The organism is Corynebacterium coyleae (assembly GCF_030408635.1).
Classification (GTDB): Bacteria; Actinomycetota; Actinomycetes; order Mycobacteriales; family Mycobacteriaceae; genus Corynebacterium; species Corynebacterium coyleae.
The window spans coordinates 69,676-88,138 of sequence record NZ_CP047198.1; the positions used below are offsets into that span (position 1 = coordinate 69,676).

17 protein-coding genes are annotated in these 18,463 nt (G+C 62.1%); 10 read left to right on the forward strand and 7 right to left on the reverse strand.

Annotation, left to right across the window (positions count from 1 at the left end; translation table 11 throughout):
• The first annotated feature begins 1 nt into the window (after window position 1).
• Window positions 2-1,360 (forward strand): AMP nucleosidase, encoded by a 1,359-nt coding sequence (gene amn / locus CCOY_RS00285; protein WP_092101104.1) that lies wholly within the window; start codon window positions 2-4, stop codon window positions 1,358-1,360.
• A gap of 143 nt (window positions 1,361-1,503) precedes the next feature.
• Here amn and CCOY_RS00290 read toward each other — a convergent pair whose 3' ends face one another.
• Window positions 1,504-2,385, reverse strand: a complete 882-nt coding sequence (locus CCOY_RS00290; protein ID WP_092101106.1) for a hypothetical protein — start codon at window positions 2,383-2,385, stop codon at window positions 1,504-1,506.
• A 36-nt stretch (window positions 2,386-2,421) separates the two neighbouring features.
• On the opposite strand from CCOY_RS00290, the gene CCOY_RS00295 reads away from it, so the two are divergent.
• The gene (locus tag CCOY_RS00295) at window positions 2,422-3,354 is read left to right on the forward strand and encodes a Sir2 family NAD-dependent protein deacetylase (protein ID WP_092101108.1); all 933 of its coding nucleotides are present in this window, start codon (window positions 2,422-2,424) and stop codon (window positions 3,352-3,354) included.
• Entirely contained in the window at window positions 3,351-4,490 is a 1,140-nt protein-coding gene (locus CCOY_RS00300) for a glycosyltransferase 87 family protein (protein WP_092101110.1), read from the forward strand. The genes CCOY_RS00295 and CCOY_RS00300 overlap by 4 nt, the downstream gene beginning before the upstream one ends.
• A gap of 764 nt (window positions 4,491-5,254) precedes the next feature.
• Here the strand turns inward: CCOY_RS00300 and CCOY_RS00305 are convergent.
• Window positions 5,255-6,007, reverse strand: a complete 753-nt coding sequence (locus tag CCOY_RS00305) for a hypothetical protein (protein ID WP_092101112.1) — start codon at window positions 6,005-6,007, stop codon at window positions 5,255-5,257.
• Window positions 6,007-7,071 carry an ROK family transcriptional regulator gene (locus tag CCOY_RS00310; protein WP_092101114.1) on the reverse strand — a complete coding sequence of 355 codons (1,065 nt, stop codon included), beginning with the start codon at window positions 7,069-7,071 and terminating at the stop codon, window positions 6,007-6,009. The genes CCOY_RS00305 and CCOY_RS00310 overlap by 1 nt, the downstream gene beginning before the upstream one ends.
• 67 nt (window positions 7,072-7,138) lie before the next feature.
• On the opposite strand from CCOY_RS00310, the gene CCOY_RS00315 reads away from it, so the two are divergent.
• A complete protein-coding gene (locus CCOY_RS00315; protein ID WP_244268657.1) occupies window positions 7,139-8,770 on the forward strand; it encodes a DUF885 domain-containing protein in 1,632 nt (543 codons plus the stop codon).
• Here the strand turns inward: CCOY_RS00315 and CCOY_RS00320 are convergent.
• Window positions 8,767-9,786, reverse strand: a complete 1,020-nt coding sequence (locus CCOY_RS00320) for an AbrB family transcriptional regulator (RefSeq protein WP_092102902.1) — start codon at window positions 9,784-9,786, stop codon at window positions 8,767-8,769. The two genes, CCOY_RS00315 and CCOY_RS00320, sit on opposite strands and share 4 nt — an antisense overlap.
• Before the next feature lie 18 nt (window positions 9,787-9,804).
• On the opposite strand from CCOY_RS00320, the gene CCOY_RS00325 reads away from it, so the two are divergent.
• The gene (locus CCOY_RS00325; protein ID WP_070815844.1) at window positions 9,805-10,554 is read left to right on the forward strand and encodes a TSUP family transporter; all 750 of its coding nucleotides are present in this window, start codon (window positions 9,805-9,807) and stop codon (window positions 10,552-10,554) included.
• On the opposite strand, the gene CCOY_RS00330 is transcribed toward CCOY_RS00325, so the two are convergent.
• The gene (locus tag CCOY_RS00330; RefSeq protein WP_070484943.1) at window positions 10,525-11,892 is read right to left on the reverse strand and encodes a basic amino acid/polyamine antiporter; all 1,368 of its coding nucleotides are present in this window, start codon (window positions 11,890-11,892) and stop codon (window positions 10,525-10,527) included. The genes CCOY_RS00325 and CCOY_RS00330 overlap by 30 nt on opposite strands.
• An 88-nt stretch (window positions 11,893-11,980) precedes the next feature.
• On the opposite strand from CCOY_RS00330, the gene CCOY_RS00335 reads away from it, so the two are divergent.
• On the forward strand, window positions 11,981-12,625 hold the full coding sequence (locus CCOY_RS00335; protein WP_092101118.1) for a Rib/alpha-like domain-containing protein: 645 nt from the start codon (window positions 11,981-11,983) through the stop codon (window positions 12,623-12,625).
• Here the strand turns inward: CCOY_RS00335 and CCOY_RS00340 are convergent.
• On the reverse strand, window positions 12,603-14,720 hold the full coding sequence (locus CCOY_RS00340) for an ATP-dependent RNA helicase (RefSeq protein ID WP_092101120.1): 2,118 nt from the start codon (window positions 14,718-14,720) through the stop codon (window positions 12,603-12,605). The genes CCOY_RS00335 and CCOY_RS00340 overlap by 23 nt on opposite strands.
• A gap of 25 nt (window positions 14,721-14,745) precedes the next feature.
• Here CCOY_RS00340 and thpR point away from each other — a divergent pair, with 25 nt between their 5' ends.
• A complete protein-coding gene (thpR, locus tag CCOY_RS00345; protein ID WP_092102905.1) occupies window positions 14,746-15,288 on the forward strand; it encodes an RNA 2',3'-cyclic phosphodiesterase in 543 nt (180 codons plus the stop codon).
• Window position 15,289: 1 nt separating this feature from the next.
• Here thpR and CCOY_RS00350 read toward each other — a convergent pair whose 3' ends face one another.
• The gene (locus CCOY_RS00350; protein WP_143028443.1) at window positions 15,290-16,855 is read right to left on the reverse strand and encodes an HNH endonuclease signature motif containing protein; all 1,566 of its coding nucleotides are present in this window, start codon (window positions 16,853-16,855) and stop codon (window positions 15,290-15,292) included.
• Between the two features lie 160 nt (window positions 16,856-17,015).
• Between CCOY_RS00350 and CCOY_RS00355 the strand changes: the two genes are divergently transcribed.
• From CCOY_RS00355 to CCOY_RS00365, 3 genes are all read left to right on the forward strand, one after another.
• On the forward strand, window positions 17,016-17,324 hold the full coding sequence (locus CCOY_RS00355; RefSeq protein WP_092101124.1) for a hypothetical protein: 309 nt from the start codon (window positions 17,016-17,018) through the stop codon (window positions 17,322-17,324).
• A gap of 140 nt (window positions 17,325-17,464) precedes the next feature.
• A complete protein-coding gene (locus CCOY_RS00360; RefSeq protein WP_083279376.1) occupies window positions 17,465-18,043 on the forward strand; it encodes a hypothetical protein in 579 nt (192 codons plus the stop codon).
• Between the two features lie 36 nt (window positions 18,044-18,079).
• On the forward strand, window positions 18,080-18,370 hold the full coding sequence (locus tag CCOY_RS00365; RefSeq protein ID WP_070421984.1) for a hypothetical protein: 291 nt from the start codon (window positions 18,080-18,082) through the stop codon (window positions 18,368-18,370).
• Window positions 18,371-18,463 lie beyond the last annotated feature (93 nt).

Below are 18,463 nucleotides of genomic sequence, written 5' to 3' on the forward strand. Positions count from 1 at the left end.
TATGAACCAGGCACGTGAGGTCGTCGAAAAGCTAAAAGCCCTGTACAACACGTCGTGCGACATCGCACGCGCCGGGGACTTCGAACGCTACGGGGAAGTGCGCTACCCCAAACTGACCGTTGACGTGCTCGAATGGCGCCCCATCGACCGCTCCAAAACCTTCGGCTACGTCGACGAAGCCGGCACCTACTCCGCAGTCCTCTCCCGCCCCGATCTGCTCGAGGACTACCTCACCGCCCAACTCGAAGCGCTGACCTCGAACTATCCGTGCTCCATGCGTGTGGAGTACTCCGATATCGTCATCCCGCCCGCCTACATCAAGGGCACACCGCCTATCGACGAAACACGCAACCTGCCCCGACCCGCCCTCGACGACGTCCACGACGCCATTGTCGACGGCCACTGGGACGCCTTCCATGGTCCGGAAAAACCCCTGTTCCACTTCGGCCCGCAACGCTTCGACCTCGCCATCGCGCGACTCGAGCACTACACCGGCATCGACGTGGACACCCTGCAGCGCTACATCCTGTTCACCAACTACGCCATGCACGTCACCGAATTCGTGCGCTTCGGCCTGCGTGAACTTTCCGACCCCGACTCGCGCTACACCCGCCTCGTCCTCCCCTCCGGCGAAACAGTTTCCGACACCGTCGCGCTCGAAGACCTGGAGCTGGGGTCGAAGTTCCAGATGCCGCGCTACGACCTGATCACCGAAAACGGCGACGGCATCACCATGATCAACATCGGCGTCGGCCCCTCCAACGCCAAAACCATCACCGACTCGCTGGCCGTTCTGCGTCCGGAAGCGTGGATCATGATCGGCCACTGCGCCGGCCTGGACGCCCGCATGCGCATCGGCGACCTCATCCTCGGCAACGCCTACGAACGCCACGACCACGTTCTCGACGACTACCTGCGCCGCGAACTGCCCATCCCCGCCGTCCCCGAAGTGCAACGCACCCTGGAAAAGGCCGTGACCAAGGTCTACGGCGACGACGCGTCGTTGATGCGCACCGGCACCGTCCTGTCCACCGGCGACCGGAACTGGGAGTGGAAAGACCCGCAGGACCTGTGGGAATGGCTCCGGGGATCCACCGCCGCAGCCGTAGACATGGAGTCCTGCACAATCGCCGCCAACGGCTACCGCTACCGCGTCCCCTACGGCACCCTGCTGGCCGTATCCGACCTGCCGTTGCACGCTGTGCCGAAACTGCCCGCCGGCGCCCAGGCGTTCTACTCCAACTCGAAGGAAGCCCACGTCATGTGTGCCGTGCGTGCGATGGAGAAGCTTGCCCGGCGCCCCGAACGTCTCCGGACCCGGAAGCTGCGCCGCACGATCGGTGAGGTCCCGTTCCGGTAGGCCCTTCGCGGCTTCATATGCAGGGCTCGATATGCGTAACCCCTGGTCACGGCGTTTTGCGGAAAATTGGCCGAAATTTCTGAAAACGCGCTGACCTGCACTTACGCATATCGAGCCCTGCATATGAACAAAACCCCGCACACCTAACGGCCAAGTTCGAGGCGCGCCCGCACCGCTCCGACGAACTCCTCGGGGTGCTCCTCCAGGTAGCGCGGCGCGTACCGGAGCAGGGGATGGCCGGCGTTGCCGAGGCGGTCGGCGCGCGTTTTCTCGTCGAGAAGTGCCTTGTGCGCAGGGCCGAAGGTGGTGTCGTCGTACTTCACGCGCCCATCGATCTCAACTCCCAACCACCCGTTAATCAGCAGGTCAACGCGGTACCTCCACCGGGTGAGTGTGACGTTGGCGCGGACGTCGGTGATGCCGGCTTCGATGAGCAGGGCGCGCGCGTAGGCCTCGGGTGCGGATTCGGACAGGGTCGACGCGTGCCTCGCCGCCATGCGGGCGGCGGGTTTGCCTGGGAAGCGCGGCTCAGTTTCGACGAGGTGCTGAAGCTGGGCCGGTGTGAAGCCACCGCGTTGGACGAGCCAGTCTGCGGCGACGAGTGCGTGGGTGAAGCCGTCGAGGCGGGCAATGTCTAGAAAGGTTTGCAATGGTGACGTAGTGGACATGGCTTCCCCGCGGCGGATCCGGGAGGCGGGGAGTGTGCGTTGCACGTAGCGTACGCCGGCGGGCCATGTTGAGCGCCGTGGCACCGACGGCAACACCAGCGCGACCTGGTCTAGCGGCGTGTTCACGACCCACATGTCGTTGAGGTACGCGGAGGCGCGACCGGTGATCACGGCGGCGTGGACGGCAAGGCCCGCGCAGTAGGCCCGGGCCCAGTGCTGCTGGTGGACCTTCAAGGCGTCGAACGAGCGGCGCGCCAGCGCGTGTGACGTGGATAGGCGAAGTAGGTCGCTGCTGAGATATGTCTGCCCCCGGACGTCGACAAGGTTGGTTCTGATTTCGGTTTTCCATTCCCCCATGCGGGAAATCCTAGGTGGTTTGTACACTGCCTGGCGATGGAAACTTTCTTCGACGACCCCGCGATTGCGATGGCGCATCGGTCCGCTGTGCGTTCGATTGAGCGGGTGGTCAAGGAAACGGCAACGCCGACCCCGAACGCGCAGCAACGCGTCATAGAACAGTTAAGGAACCCAAAAACGCTGGTCATCACGGGCGCGGGCGTGTCGACGGATTCGGGCATTCCCGACTATCGCTCCGAAACCGGCCGTTTGACCAAGGGCCGTCCGATGACGTTTCAGGAGTTCGCGCATTCGCCGCGTCAGGTGCGTCGGTATTGGGCGCGTGCGTTCGTCGGTATGCAGTTCATGCGGGCGGCGCGGCCAAACCGGACGCATTTTGCGCTTGCGGAGCTCGAGCAGGCCGGCCTGATTCGTGGCATTGTCACGCAAAACGTCGATGGACTGCACACACAGGCGGGCTCGCGAAACGTGATTGCGTTGCATGGCGATATGGAGCATGTGGTGTGCCTGGACTGCAATGTGTTGCATGAGCGATCGCTTATCGACGACCTCCTCACCGCCGCCAACCCCAACTACTTCAATTCTGTCGAGGTGGTCGGGACGATGATCAACCCGGACGGCGACGTGGAACTGCGCCAAGAGGACGTGGAGCGCTTCCGCATGATCACGTGCCCGAACTGTGGTTCGGAGCGCCTGAAGCCTAGCGTGGTGTATTTCGGCGAGAACGTGCCTAAGGCCACGAGAACACTGGCGGATCAGTGGCTGGCGGAGTCGACGGGTGTGGTTGCGATTGGCACGTCGCTTGCGGTGATGAGCGGCTACAAGTTCATCCTGGATGCGAAGAAGCAGGGCAAACCTACCGCCGTGATCAATGGCGGGCCGGGGCGTGCGGATACGAAGGTGGACACGCTGTGGCGCACTGACGTCGCTGACGCCATGGATGCGATCCTGGACGGGCTCGACTTGTGATTCTCCTGCTCATTGTTGTTGCAGTAGCGGTCTATCGTTACGTCACTACGCCGTTGGAGACTGCGTTTTCCACCGCCTACCCAAGTGACCTCCACGTCTACGTGCTGGGCGGGCAGCAGGTGAAGGACCACCTGCCGCTCTATGCGCACGACCTGTTGCCGGGCTTGCCGTTTACGTATCCGCCGTTTGCGGGCGTGGTGTTTTCGTGGCTGCCAACCGAGGAGTGGTTCGGCGTCGCCTGGAAGTTGGTCAGTGTGGTGGTGTTGGCCGGGGTGGTGTGGGGGTCGTCGATAAGCAAGAAGCACGTGGTGCCGCTGGTGGCCTTTTTCGTGCTGTGCACGGAGCCGGTGCAGGGCACGCTGTACTTCGGGCAGGTGAACCTGCTGCTCATGGGGCTGGTGTGCCTGGATTTCCTGCCGAAGAACAGGCTGCCGGGCATCGGGACGGGCCTGGCTGCGGGGATCAAGCTCACGCCCGCGTTTTTCATCGTGTTGTTGATCTATCAGCGCAGGTGGGGCTCGGCATTCGTTGCCGCGTTCACGTTCGTGTGCACTGCGGCGAGCGGGATGAATGTGGTGGACGCGCCGAACTTTTGGACGCGCGCGATCTTCAGCACGCAACGGATTGGGGTGGACGAGAATCCGGGGGCGCAGTCCATACGCCAAGTGCTGGCCCGCGCCGGGATGGATTCGACGCTGCTGTGGCTCACGCTGTGTGCCGCCGTGACCATCCTTGCGCTTCTTGCTTGTCGACGAGCCCCCGCACCCCTCGCCGTCTCCTTCATCGGCCTGACCGCGTGCCTGGTTAGTCCGTTTTCCTGGTACCACCACTGGGTATGGATCGTGCCGCTTGGCGTGTTCGTCTTCGAACGCTACGGCTCGGTGGCGCTCATGGTGCTGATGGCCCCGTACGCTTCGGTGGTGCTCTGGCCTGGCGCCCCGCAGTTCCTTTACATTGCCGTGCCAGTGCTCTTTATGGCGTGGTACGCGCTACCCTCGGGTTATGCGCATCCGTTTATACGCCGCAGCGACCGCGGCAGCCACAGCACTCGTCCTCGCCCCAGCAGCCTCCGCCGACCCGGCCCCCGTTACCGGCGTGGAACTCAACCAGCCCGCCGACCAGGTCATCGCGCTTGAGACGAAGTTCAACCTGACCAACGATGCGGAAACCGGCATCAGTGAACTGCGCAAGCTCCGCGGCGACATGTGGGACCAGAACGTGCCATACGACGGAAAAACGCTCCGCACGGTTGCTGCAGAACAGGGCCTGGATACCCGCGAGAAGTACGTCAACGCGGTGCAACTGGACACCGGCTACAACCTGATCGCACTGCAGCGTGCGGTGGAGGCGGCGAAGAAGTTCGCGCACGTCCGCCCGTTCAACGCAACGTGTACGGACAACTGCGGCCCGGAGGACACCGCCACCATCGGCGGCAAAGGAGGCTGGGGCGCGAACTTGCACAGCACGGCTAACATGAGCCGCGCCATGCAGGGGTGGGGCTATGGCGAGCTGGCGGACCTGAAGCGTCTGAACGGCAAGTGGTCCGACGACAAGAACAGCATGACCGGCCACCTGCACACGTTCCTGAACCCCACCGTGACTCGTGTCGGTTTCGCCGGTGCGGTCACCGCTGAGGGCGAGGCATCGGCTGCGGTGGTGGGATACAAGCCGACCGACGTGGAATCCATGCCGCAGGGTTCCCAGAAGGTGGTTCTGCACCGTCCGGCGGATGGCAACGAAACCCCGAACACCACGCCGAAGAAGTTGGTCTTCGCGGGTGTCGGCGATAAGTCGCCGGACGACGTGCGCCGGACCGTGGGCATTGTGTTGACGGTGCTGTCGATCCTGGCCGCGATTGTGAAGTTCATCGAGCCGTACCTGCGCCCGATCGCCGATAAGTTTATGGGGCGATAGCCTCGGCGACTTGGTCGAGGGCATCCATGGTGTCCTCGTAGCTGCCGTCGGCGCTGCGCGCGCCGATGGCTACCCCAACGTGTTTGATCCAGCCGAGTTGGCGGGTGTGCCAGGAGCCGTCTTCCTCCACGTCTGACCAGCCGCCTTTGAACGGAACCCCCAACTGGCCGAGCCCGTAGGCCTGGTCTTCGGTGATGTTGCGCATGTCCGCCAGGACGGGTTGGGATTGGTCGCGGGTGCTTAAGTAGTGGGCATATTTCGCCTGGTCGGCGAACGTCCAGCTGGTGGTGCCAAACGCGCCGCGCACGTTGACGTGCGGCCCGGCTTTTTCGATTTCCTCGCCGACGAGTTTGGCGGCTTCGAGGTCGTCGCCCATGCAGTCCCACAGGGCGCGGGCGGAGTCGTTGTCGGACCATTCGATGGAGGCCTGGGTGAAGTCCGCGATGGTGGCGTGGTCGTATTCGCAGTGCCGTTCGGCGGCGCGTGCGATGGGGATTTTGATGGTGGACCAGGCCGGCAGGGTGTCCAGGGAGCCGGCTTGGGTGAGGGTGGTGCCGTCGTAAAGAGCGACGCCCACCTCGGTGTTTGTCGCCTCCTCAATCTTTGCGACGACCCCCTCAAGGCCCTCATACTGCTCCTGCGTCTGCGTCGGTACTGCCTCGGTCTGAAACGGCTCAACCGGAACTTCTGTGGAACAGCCGGCCAGCAGTAGCACGGCAACCCAGGCGACCTTGCGCATTACGCCCCCGCAACCGCCAGGGGCTCGCGAAGCACGTAATCCAACGCCACGGCGCGGGCGATGTCGCGCACCACATCCTTGTGGCTAGGGATCAGGCGCAGATCGATAGGGCCGGAGGTATGTTCGCGGACGGTGCGGGCGAAGGGGGCGGAGGCGAGGGGGTCGTCGATAAACGCACTGCCAGCAACAACCACGGTGTTGGGGCAGTGGTCGGAGCACAGCCCAGCCACGAGCGTGCCAAGGCCGCGGGCGCGGTTGTCGAGCGCGGAACGGGTTGCCTCCCCGGCGTCCTCCACCGCCTGGCGCAGGGTGCGGATCGTGGGCACATCGATGGCGTCCAGCAGGCCCTGGGTGGTCAGCTCGCCCTGCTCGACCTCGATGGGGTTGACCCCTTCGGGGCTGGAGATGGCGCAGGCGAGGGAGTCGTCGGCAAACAGCGCCATGACCGACGGGGTGTCCAGGTCTGCGGTGGATTGCATCTCAGAGCCGACAATCGCGCTGGAAATCGAGGTGACCTGCACCGGCACGGAGAACTGCTCGCGCATCTGATCGCCGATGTTTACCCCGTCCCAGCCGAGGTTGGGGGCGTAGACGTCGCCGCTGCCGCGCACCGTGCCGGATGTGGTCACGCCCACGGTGGCGAGCGGGCGGCCGACGCTGGTGGTCAGTTTGTTCAGGCCGGCCATGATGTGCTGGATGAAGTCGTCCTCGCTCATACGCGAGACCGGCAGGTCCACGTCCACGCTGCGCAGGGTGCGGCCCTTGAGGTCGAACAGGGCGATGTAGGTGGAGTCGGTGCCCACGGACACACCCGCGTGCGTTTCGGTGGTTTCAGCGAGTTCGAGCGGGATGGTGGGCCGTCCGCGGCCTTGGGATTGGGTGAGGTCGTTGCGTTCGGTGACGTATCCGGCGTCGACAAGCGCCGCGATTGCGCGGGTGACAGTGGGCTGGGACAGGCCGGTCGCGCGGACGAGCTCGCTGCGGGAGGTGAGTTCCTGCAGGCGAATGAGGTGCAGGCATTTCGCCGCGGGGGTACGTGGACGAGAAAACGAAGCCCAAGTCATGATGAATATATTTACTGGATGGTGCGACGAATTGTCCATTTGGCCAGCTCCTATACAATCGCCCAGCATGAGCCAACCCATGCGCGAGCCGTCGCTTCTCGACGCCACCTGCGAGGATTTCGTTTACGACCTCGCAGCCATCTCTCCCACGCTGGCAACCCAAATTGGCATCGATGGCCACGACGGCGAATTGCAGGACTTTTCCCCCGAGTACTGGGACCGGGTCGCAGACCGCATGCGCGACCTCATCGCCGACGTTGACGCGTTGAACGACTCCACCGATGACTCCGACGACGAAGACGACTTCGACGACGTAGACAACCTCACAGCCGCCATCCTGCGCGACCGCCTGTGTATGAAGCTCGAGCTTCACCACCGCGGCGAGCTCCTGCGCCAGCTCAACAACATTGCCTCACCGATTCAGGAGATCCGCGACTCGTTCGCGCTGATGCCGCGCGTGACGGAGCAGGACTTCGACGCCATCGCCTCTCGCATGTCGCGCATCCCGGCAGCGCTCGCCGGCTACCGCGAATCCCTGGCAGAGGCTGCCTCTGCCGGCGATGTGGCATCCCACCGCCAGATTGACACCGTGATCAACCAGTGCGAGGCGCTGGGCGAAAGCGACTCCCAACTCGACGAACTGGGCCTCCCGCCGGAGTCCAAGATCGTCGAAGAGGCGAAGGCCGCGTTCACACAGATGGCCGACTGGCTCTCCACCGAACTCGGACCCAAGTCGCCCCACGACGATGCCGTGGGCCGCGAGCGCTACGAACTGTTCGCCGAACTTTTCCACGGCCGCAATGTGGACCTCGACGAGGGCTACGCCTGGGCGCAGGAGGAACTGAAGCGCACCGTCGATAAGCAGAAGCAGATCGCGCGCAAGCTTTACGACGACGACTCCGTCGCCGCCGCATACCGCCACCTGAACCAGGACGAGCGCTACACCATCCACGGCACCGACAACCTCCTCGCCTGGATGAACAGCGTCAACGAAGACGTGGCCAAGGTGTTCCCGATCCCCGAGGGCATGCCCCCGGTGGAGTGCGCCATCGACCGCGCCGGCTCCGGCGGTATCTTCTACACCCCGCCAAGCGACGACATGATCCGTCCCGGCACCATGTGGTGGTCCGTCCCAGAAGGCCAGGAGACGTTCCACACCTGGCAGGAGTTGACCACCGTGTTCCACGAGGGCATCCCGGGACACCACCTGCAGCACGCCTACGCCCTGCTCAACCGCGGTGAACTGAACATTTGGCGACGCTCCGTCTGCTGGAACTCCGCCCACGGCGAAGGTTGGGCGCTCTACGCCGAGCACCTCATGGATGGCTACCGCGAAGACCTCGGCTACCGCATGGGCCTACTCGACTCCATGCGTCTGCGCCTCGCGCGCGTGATGGTGGACATCGGCGTACACCTGAAGAAGACCACCCCGGAAGGCACCGGCGTGTGGGACGCCCAGTACGCCAAGGCCTTCCTGCGCGACAACACCGCCATGGCGGAAGCCAACCTGGCCTTCGAGCTGGACCGTTACATGGGCTGGCCGGGCCAAGCCCCGTCGTATGCCCTGGGTTTCAAGGACTGGATCGACCTGCGCGACCAGGCTCTCAGCCGCGGCATGACTCAGGACGAGTTCCACACGAAGGCGCTGAGCCTGGGCTCAATGCCGATGGATATCCTGGCCCACGCGATCCTGCACTAGTCGTCTCGCTCGATTCGTTTCAGGATTCGGGGGACGAACCCGGCGAAGATCAACACGCAGATCAGCCGGATGAGCTGCAGTGCCACCACGGCGGGTCCGGCTCCACCCTCGGCGGACAGTGCCAGCGCGGTCTCGAGCGCGCCGGGTGTGGTGGCGAGGTAGCCCTCGTAGAGGGTCAGACCCAGCCACTTGGCTACGACCCACCCGATGCCCGCACAGAACACCATGAGGCCGACGATGTAGGCCATCGTCGCCGGCAGCAGTTTGGAAAACGCCTTCAACGCCGGCACGGACAGGCCGCCGCCGCACATCCAGCCAAGCGCTAGGAATGCCGTAATGCTCAGTGGTTCCGGGGGAACAATGGTGAAGTCCGCGAACGACCCAACCAGTACCGTGACCAGCATCGGTCCGAAAATGGACGGGTTGGGCAGCCGAGAAACCTTGCCGAGTGGAATCCCCACCACAATCAGTGCTGGGACCAGCAGCCACATCCACCAGTAGGGTTTGAGGTGCATGACTTCGCCGGCGGCGGGCGCATCCAAAAATGACACCACCACCGGCAGTGTTATCGACACCGTCAGCAACCGCAGGTATTGGCTCAGGCTGACGTAGCGCATGTCCGCCCCTAGGTCTCGCGCGAGCGCCGGCATCAGCGACGCCCCACCAGGCAGCAGCGACAGCACTCCCGTCTTCCTGGAGACGCCATGGTTCGCCAACACCAAACCACCGAAGAACGCCACTGCAATCACCAACACCGCCGCGATGAGGCCAGGGACCAAGAACGGCAGCAAATCACCCGGTGGAATTCCTACCAGCGGCAGCGCCGCCACCACGCCAATCACACCGCGGGCAAGGGTGAACAGGTGTTCGTTGATCCGCAGGTCACGCTCAGTGACAATCGCGACCGTTCCAGCACCAACGATGCCGGCGAGAATCCATGCGGCCGGCACGTGAAGGTAGGTGAACACGAGACCGCACAGCACCGACAGCGGGGCAGCGACGATCCAACGGTTCATGTGGTGCATAGTAGTCGTATGCTCGCCTTCCTTATCGCAGCCTCAGCGTTCGCCGGTTGGATCGATGCGGTGATCGGCGGCGGCGGCCTCGTGCTCATCCCGATACTCATGGCGACGACCGGCATGCCCGCCGCATCCGTGCTCGCCACCAACAAGGTCGCGGCGATCAGCGGCACCGCCTCGGCCGCAGTGTCGCTCGTGCGCCGCGTCGGGGTGCCCAAGTTCACGTGGATTTATGCCCTCATCGCAGGCATCGCCGCCGCGCTTGGAGCAACTGCAGTTTCGCTTATCGACGACTCCATCGCCAACCCGATCATCATCACCCTCCTAATCGCCGTCGGCATCTTCGTGGTGGTCAAACCGACGTTTGGGACGACCGGGGAGAGAAGGGTGTCGTCGATAAGAATTGCTCTGGGAGTCGCAGCAGCGGCGCTGATCGGCGCCTACGACGGCATCTTCGGCCCGGGCACCGGCATGTTTTTGATCATGGCGTTCACCGCCATTTTCACGCAGCAGTTTCTCCAGTCGGCGGCGATGGCCAAAGTGGTCAACACCGCCACGAATCTCGGCGCGCTGATTGTCTTTGGCGTGGGTGGCTACATCGATTGGAAACTGGCGCTGATCTTGGCGGTGGCCAACGTGATCGGCGCGCAGATCGGCACGAGAACGGTGCTCAAGGGCGGCTCCAAACTGGTGCGCGTCGCCCTGCTCATCCTCGTGGTGGTGCTGTGCGTGAAACTACTCAAGGACCAGGGAGCCATTGGCTAGGCCATAAATGGCCGCAACCGCGCCGACCAGAACCAACGCCACAACGAACCACTCAAAGGTGTTGAAGGAACGCTCGTTGTTGGCGCGCCGGGTAGCCACGTACGGCACCATGCCCGGCACCACCGCCAGCGCGCCCAACAGCACGTATACCGGGTCCGCCGCGTAAATCAGCCATAGCGAGTACACCGAACCGATCAACCCCACCACCAGGTGAACGTGATGATCACGCGCGATGAGCACCAGGTAGATAGAGGAGAAGATGTAGGGCAGCAGGTACATGATCGTGGCCAACTGCACCATGCCGTTGTACGACGCCGCCGAGACGAAGAACACGACCACGAACAGCTGGATCACGATGGTGGACAGAACCTGGGCGTTCTTGGTCGTCGCCAATCGCTTGGGCAACAACCCATCGCGGGCCATCATCACAATCGGCTCGGCACACAGCATTTGCCACGACACGTACGCACCCAGCACCGACAAGCACAGACCGATAGAGACCAGCGCGCCACCCCACGGGCCGACAACTGCCTCAAGCACGGCACCCATCGAGTTGTCCGGCAGCGCCGCCAACTCTTCCTGGCTGAGCACACCGTAGGACAGGGTGGACACCGCCACGAGCAGGGCCAACACCGACAGGAAGCCGATGATGGTCGCACGGCCCACATCGCTGCGGCGGCGAGCCTGCTTGGAGTACACCGACGCGCCCTCAATACCAATGAACACCCACACCGTGTACAGCATGATGCCCTTCAACTGAGCGCTAAACGGCGCACTGTTGGCGTTGCCCCAGAAGTCGGTGGTGAAGCGGTCCCACGAGAACCCCAGGAACGCCACCAGCACAATAAACGCCAGGATGGGTACGAGTTTTGCCACGGTGGTGACCACGTTCATCACCGCCGCCTGCTTCAGGCCGCGCGTCAGCCCCCACAGGATCAGCCAGCTCATTGCGGACACCGCGATTGCCAACACCCAGCGGTTCTGCAGCACCGGCACATAGTGGCTCAGTGTGCCGAAGAACAAGGTGGCATACCCAACCTGGGCCATCACCGAGCCGAGCCAGTAGCCCCAACCTGCGGTAAATCCGATGAAGTCACCCAAGCCGGCGCGCACGTAGGCGTACACGCCGGAGTCCAGGTGGGGTTTCCTCACCGCCAGGATCTGGAACACGAAAGCAATGGACAACATGCCGACGCCGGCAATTGCCCAACCAACAAGCATCGCTCCGGGGCTCGCGACCGAGCCGATGTTTTGGGGGAGCGCGAAAATGCCGGAACCAATGGTCGATCCGATGATGAGGGAGACCAGCGTCCAGACCGAAACGGTGCGCTTTGTCATGGCGACTAACACTACCCCAGGGGTTGTCTACTACAATCATCAATCGATACAGAACGTTTAAAGCATAAACAACTGAGGGAGGCGGCAAATGCGCAAGAAAATTGCGGCAATGACATGTGCCATTGCACTGTCGTTGGCAACCGTTTCCCCAGCGTATGCCGATGACGGATACAAACAAACAGCAGTCGTGCCGGGCCTGACCGCCACCATCGAGGCACCCCTGCCCATCGGCGAAGCCTGGTACGAAGCCGAAGACTTACCGCGTTGGGCAACCTTGAACCCCGACGGTTCCATCCACCTCACGCCGGGGGAGGGGGTTACCCCCGGTGTGTACGAGTGGCCCGTCCGCGCAGTGCTTGCCGACGAGACCGAGCGAGTCTTCCCCGTCCGCGTCACCATCAGCAAGGACGCTTCGTCGGAACTCAACCAGGAAGGCGCGATCATCGACGCGCTCGTCGAATACGCCCCCGAGGTCTCCCCGAAGTGCTCCGCCACCGCCATCGGCGTCGGCCTGCCACTGCTCGTGCTACTGCCGCTTGGGTTCGCCTCCCAGATGAGCCTGCCGCTGGCCGCGCGTCAGAACGACCTCAACTTGGTCGTCGAGAACGCCCTGAGCGTCGATCTGAAACTTCGGGATCTCAACTCCCGCGACGTTGACCTCGGCATCGCCGCCATCCTCGCCGTCGCAGGCCTCGCCGGCGCAGGCGCGATTATTTCCCAGTGTGTGAAGTAGGGTCCTCCGGCCACGCGTGCTTGGGGTAGCGGCCCCGCATCTCCTTGCGCACCTGCTGGTACGGCCCCGCCCAAAAACTGTCCAGGTCATCCGTCACCGCAAGCGGCCTACCCGCAGGCGACAGCAGGTGGTACAGCACCTTCACACCCGCGACTGTTTGGCCGTTTTTGCCAAACATGTGCTGCAGTTTCACCCGCTTCACCGGCCTGCCAGACGCATACTCAAACTCCTTCGGCGCCACCTGGTCCAACTCCGCAACCTGCTTCCAATCCAGTTGCCGCAACATCGCCGCCCGCATATCGCAATTGCCTATCGACGACCCCCTCGCCACCTCGGAAACCTCAACCGAATAGTCCCCTTCGCTCACATCCGGCCACCCAAGGGTGGCGTGCAGGAAGTCCAGCCGTTCCTTCAGGTGCTGCTCCTTGTCGTTGAGCGGGAAGTCCTCAAACCGCAGGTGGGTGAGCGCTTCCGCCGCCTCGTCGGGAGTCAGTTTGATCGGGGTGGAGGAGAGCTCAATCGCACCGACGGAGGTGACGAGCCGGCCGCGTACCTTGTCGTCGACAAGCATTGCTTTCTTGGTTTCGGTCACCCTGTCCTGCGGAAACGCGATCGGTTCGGCATCTCGGATGATCACCTGTGTCGGTGTGCGCTGGATCTCCGCCGCCGCGATCCACTCACTATGCGAGTTGAACTTCGCGCGCGTCCCCGACGCCAACAGGTACTCGCCCTCGCCGACCTTCTTCGCAATCCATTGCGGAAACGCCGCCGCAATCACCTCGCCGGGGTCCGCCGGGCCTTTGTCGTCGACAAGCCTGCGCAGCCGCTTCGTATCCACCTCACCAGCAAGCCGCGCGATCGTGCCCGCCGCCTGCGAACCGAACGTCAACAGTGCCGCGCCCAGCCGCGGATCCAGCGGGAAACTGGCCAACCTCTTGCCAAAATCGGTGATTTTTCCGTTGCTTAGCGCCCCAATCGCCTCCAGATTCTGCTCCGCCTCCGTGTAGTCCTTCGGCTGATCCAACAGCGGCAGGTCCGGCGACGCCCACGCCTTCATAGTCAGCAACGCACCCGTCAGATCCGCCGTGAGGATCTCGGGTGTGATGTCCGCCTGGAAGTTGGCGTAATCGTCGCGCGAAAACACCCGCACCACCTCGCCCGGCCCGAGCCTGCCCGCGCGACCGGCTCGCTGATCCGCGCTTGTCTTCGCCTCCGACACCGTGACCAGGCCAGTCATGCCCCTGTTGTCACGTTTGGGCACCCTGGACAGCCCAGCGTCGACCACCTTGCGCACACCCGGCACAGTTATCGACGACTCCGCCACCGACGTCGCAACAACCACCCTCTTGGATCCGTTCAGCGCCTCATCCTGCTCCTTGCTGCTCTGCCGTCCATGCAGGGGGACTGCATCGTCCAGGAACCCGCACACCAAATCCACCTCGCGCACACCCGGCACAAACACCAAGGTCCGTTCCGTGCCGTGCGTCTGTTGCGCCACGTGTTTGTAGAACTCGCGCGTGCCCCGGATCCTGTCCGAATGCGGCGCATATGTGATGTCCAGCGGGTGGGTCACCGCCTCCGTGGATAGGACCTGCGCGCCCATATGGTCGGCAAACTTCTGTGCGTCCAGGGTGGCGGACATGGCGGCGAGGTAGAGGTCGTCGCGAAGCAACGCCACTTCCATGCACATCGCCAACACCAGGTCCGTGTCCAGTTGGCGCTCGTGCACCTCGTCGATCACCACCGCCCCAACCCCCTCCAAGCCGGGGTCTTTGAGCAGGCGATTCAGCAACACCCCGGGGGTGACGAACTCCACCTCGGAGCTGTCCTTGTGCTCCCCGCGGATGGAGTAGCCGACTTTGGTGCCCAGCGGGGTGTCGTCGAGAAACGCAAGCCTCCTCGCCGCCGACCGCACCGCGACCCTCCGTGGTGCCGTGACCAGCGTCTTTCCGGCAATATTTGCGATCGCCGGCGGGATCAACGTCGTCTTGCCCGTACCCGGAGGCGCTTCCACTACAAGGGGACCGCGGTGGGGGATCTTGTCCACGACTTGCGACACCGGAAGGTCGCGGCCGATTTTCGCCAGGTCGAACATGGCAATCCAGGGTAGCGTGTGGGGCATGAGACGCCTCTTCGCAGCGATCGTCCCACCCGACGAAGTCCGCGAACACCTCATCACCGCCCTGCGCCCCATCCGGGACTTCTCCGGCACCGAAGTGCGCTGGTCTGACCCCGACAATTGGCACATCACGCTGGCGTTTTACGGCAACCAGCCCAACGATGCTGCCCTGGTCACGGACCATCTCTCCCAAGCGACTGCCTTCACTCGGCCCCTCCGCTTGCATCTGCGGGGCGCCGGCTGCTTCGAACGCCGCACCATGTGGATCGGAGTCGGCGGCGACAAAGCACCTCTGAAAGACCTCATGGCGGACTGCCAACTCGACCCAGATGCCCACCGCCGCCAACGTGCGCATCTCACCGTCGCCCGCACCGGGACGCGAACTCGGGACCCATTGCTTCTCGACGACCACGCCCACGCCCTCGCCATCTACACCGGACCAGAATTCGCCGTCGACGAAGTGCTCCTGCTCGAGTCCCACCTGGGCAAGGGGAGAAGTGGCGGGCCGAAATACGACGTGGTGGACAAGTTCTACCTGCGGTGATCTACGTTGCCAGCCCAAAGTTGTCCCCATCGATATCAAGCACCAGGTTTTTAAGGTCATCAAATCTGAATCTGCGAGCGAAGTAAGGCAGATCAATCTTTGGTTGTTCGTGGAACGGGTTTTCCTCTGGGTAGTAGTCTTCCGGGTCTGGGAACGGCGGTTCCTCGTCGTCCGGTTCTGGAGGGAGTGGCTCTTCCCACGGCATTTCGGGTGCGAATGGGAATTCCATGTTGTATTCCTGCTCGAGTTCTTCGATCGCGGTGGTGGCTGCTTCTTCGTCGAGGGTGTCGTCGAAAATGTCCAGGATTCGGTGGCCTTTGGCGTAGAACTCGGCGGCCCGGGCACGGTTTTTACGTACGTTGGCCAGGCTGGACTTCCACCGCGGGTTCGTCGGAGTGACTTGCTCGTGGAGGAGGCCTTCCGGCGTGCAGATTTCGTATGTTCCGTCCTCGAAAAGCCAGACGATGTCACCGGTGACCGGATCGGGAATGTAGAACCCGCGACGATCCGTTTTCAGATTGTGGTGGTGCTGGCATAGTGCAAACAGGTTCTCCACTGCGGTTTCGCCACCTTCGCCGTAAGGGATGCGGTGGTCGAGCTGGCACTGCTGAGCGGCGCGGTTACAGCCAGGGTAAATGCAGGTGCCGTCACGGGCGATGACAGCGTGACGCATCGCCTCGTTCGGGGCGTAGCCACCTAGTTTCTGTACGGCTGCTGCGTCGAGGTCGCGTTCGACGTGGTCGGTGGACGCCAACCAGTCTTCGAAGGCTGCGGTGGTTTCAGCATCGGTCCAACCCAAACCTGGCAGAAAAACCGGGTCGCCTTCCTCGCGGTCTTTCGGGCTGTACACGTTGAGCACCGGTGTGACGGATGTGCCGGCGATTTCACCACACAGCAACTTCAAAGCGGCTTCGGGCATGCTGATGCCATGTTCGCGGGCGACAGCCTTCACACTTGCGCCGACGCGACCTGCGGCGATTGGGTTGGTGAATATCTCTATCGACGCGCGGTCCTCTCCACCGAATGAGAAGCAGTCGATCCGGAACGTGTCGCTCGTATCCTGTTCGCGTTCATCGCGCTTCTTTGCGTTGTACCCGCGCGACTTGTCCAGGCGTTTAATTGCAGCGCGGATGCGGTCGGTGACCGTCTTGCGTTGCGGAACCTGCTGGTTGTTGCGCTTGGGGGTGAAGGTGTCAACCAGGATCTCGTCGATAAGCGTGAGTGCTTCCTCGTCTGGATCTGGGCCGAGCTCCTCGATCGCGGTATATGCAGCGGTCAGGTGGCCGATGTCCATCACCCGTGTGTTGCTCTGTAGCGCGCGAAGCCGTGGAAGTTCTTGTAGGACTGCATGTCCGAGGATCGCGTTCTTTACAAACCCCTTGTTCCAACTGGTGGCCGATTGCACCTTCTCAACAGTGAGGTCGAAATCATCCACCTCGAGGCCCGGATATGCGTACTCGCCGAACATTGTCCAGTAAATATCGCGAATCATTTGAGCGTTTCGGCTGTCTGGATCATCTGGTCGCTGACTGCGGAAAATTTTCGGTGGTGCGGTTGCCGTTGTCATGGTCCCCCCTTTCGTCTATGGTGCTATAGTATCGAACAAACAAGCGATACGCAAGGGGGTATAACGGAATAATGAAGAATAAAGAGTTCAGGTGTTCGAACATCCTGGGTGGCTATTTTGAAGATCATATAAAACGGCCACGACACGGTATGTTGGGCAGATGCTTTTCGACGCCACCGTGATCCCGCGCAAGCCACACCAGGTGATGCCTGGGGTGGTGCATTTACCTGCGTTTTTCACCTCTGATGAGCGGCGGGAAATTATCGAACAAGCGAGCGAATTAGTGAGGTCGGTTGCCGGCACGCCGGTGGCGATGCGCCAACCACGGGTAGGCAAAGGGAAGATGGATGCGTGGATGCTGTCGTTCGGCTGGTTCTGGGCGAATTCTTTAACCACTGATCTATTTCCCACCACTCCCTGGGGCGCCAACGGCGACAGCGTCAAGTTGTTTTTGAGCCGAAAAGATTAAGGCGCTCCAAAAAGGAGTGCAACCTTTGGAACCACTGTGGATACTAAAGTTCCAGAAGTGATCTGAACTATTGCCCTTTCTGCAGGTAGGCGGTTAGTTTCAAAAGTGTCTCCAATCCAGTCCACCACTAGAGAGGTACTATGTTTTTTCACCGTAATCGTGTCCTCGCAGGGGCAGTCACGCTGACCATTGCATGCTCGGTCGCGTCAGTGTCAGCCGCGTACGCTACTCCGTCACCCACCGACGCCCCCTCTATCAGCACTCAAAAGAGCAATGGTAAAGGGATTTCCACGAAGCATGCAGCGGGCACCAGCACTGAATTTGACCCTGCATTTGCCGAACAGGCACAGCAAATGGAAGCCGACCTGAAAACCATCATGTCTATTCCAGATGAAGTCCTCCTTCAAGGCGATGCTGCTACTCAAACATGGGTCCAGCAAAACCTTGTGACAGGGACACCGGGGGTAACTACTTACGCCAGTGTTCTTGGGTGTACTGGGGCAATTACGGGGATGATCGCAGGTAATTTGGTTGGAGCCGCCAAACTTCTCAAGATAAAGCGCTATATCAAAGAACTTGGAGGAGTGGCGGAAGCCGTTCGCGTCATGTGGGGGGCGAGCTTCAGCTACGAGAAGCTGCAAGCTCTCGGTGGAGCTGTCGGTGCACTCGCGGCGGAGCTCGTAGGAATCGCTGGCGTGCAGGAAAAGTGCTTCGACTAGCGCACGCATGTAGCAATAGTTGCACAAGAGGAAGATATGCTCGAAAAACTAGAGTACATAGGGTCTTGTTTGTCAATTGGGGCGGCAGTAGTGGCCATCGTTACGGGGCAGTTCGTCTTAGCGCTTGTTCTCGCAATCATCGGAGTGTGGGGACTAAAGCCAAACAGAAACCTCTCGAAGGCCCAAGAAATCGATTCGAGCCTACCCATCCCCTCGGCGTCTGCAATCAAGCAGTTCCGACAAGACAATCCGGACTTCTCGCTCACCGAATCAATTGTTGAGCTGCAGAAACGAGATGCTAAAAATGGAAAATGCGACCCTATCTAGTTTGCTTATCTTGGGAAAGTTTTACCGCGAAGGTGGCAAATTCCCTGGTTCGGGTACTGCTGGTCGTTGTCCCCCTTTTTGTTGAGGCTCTGG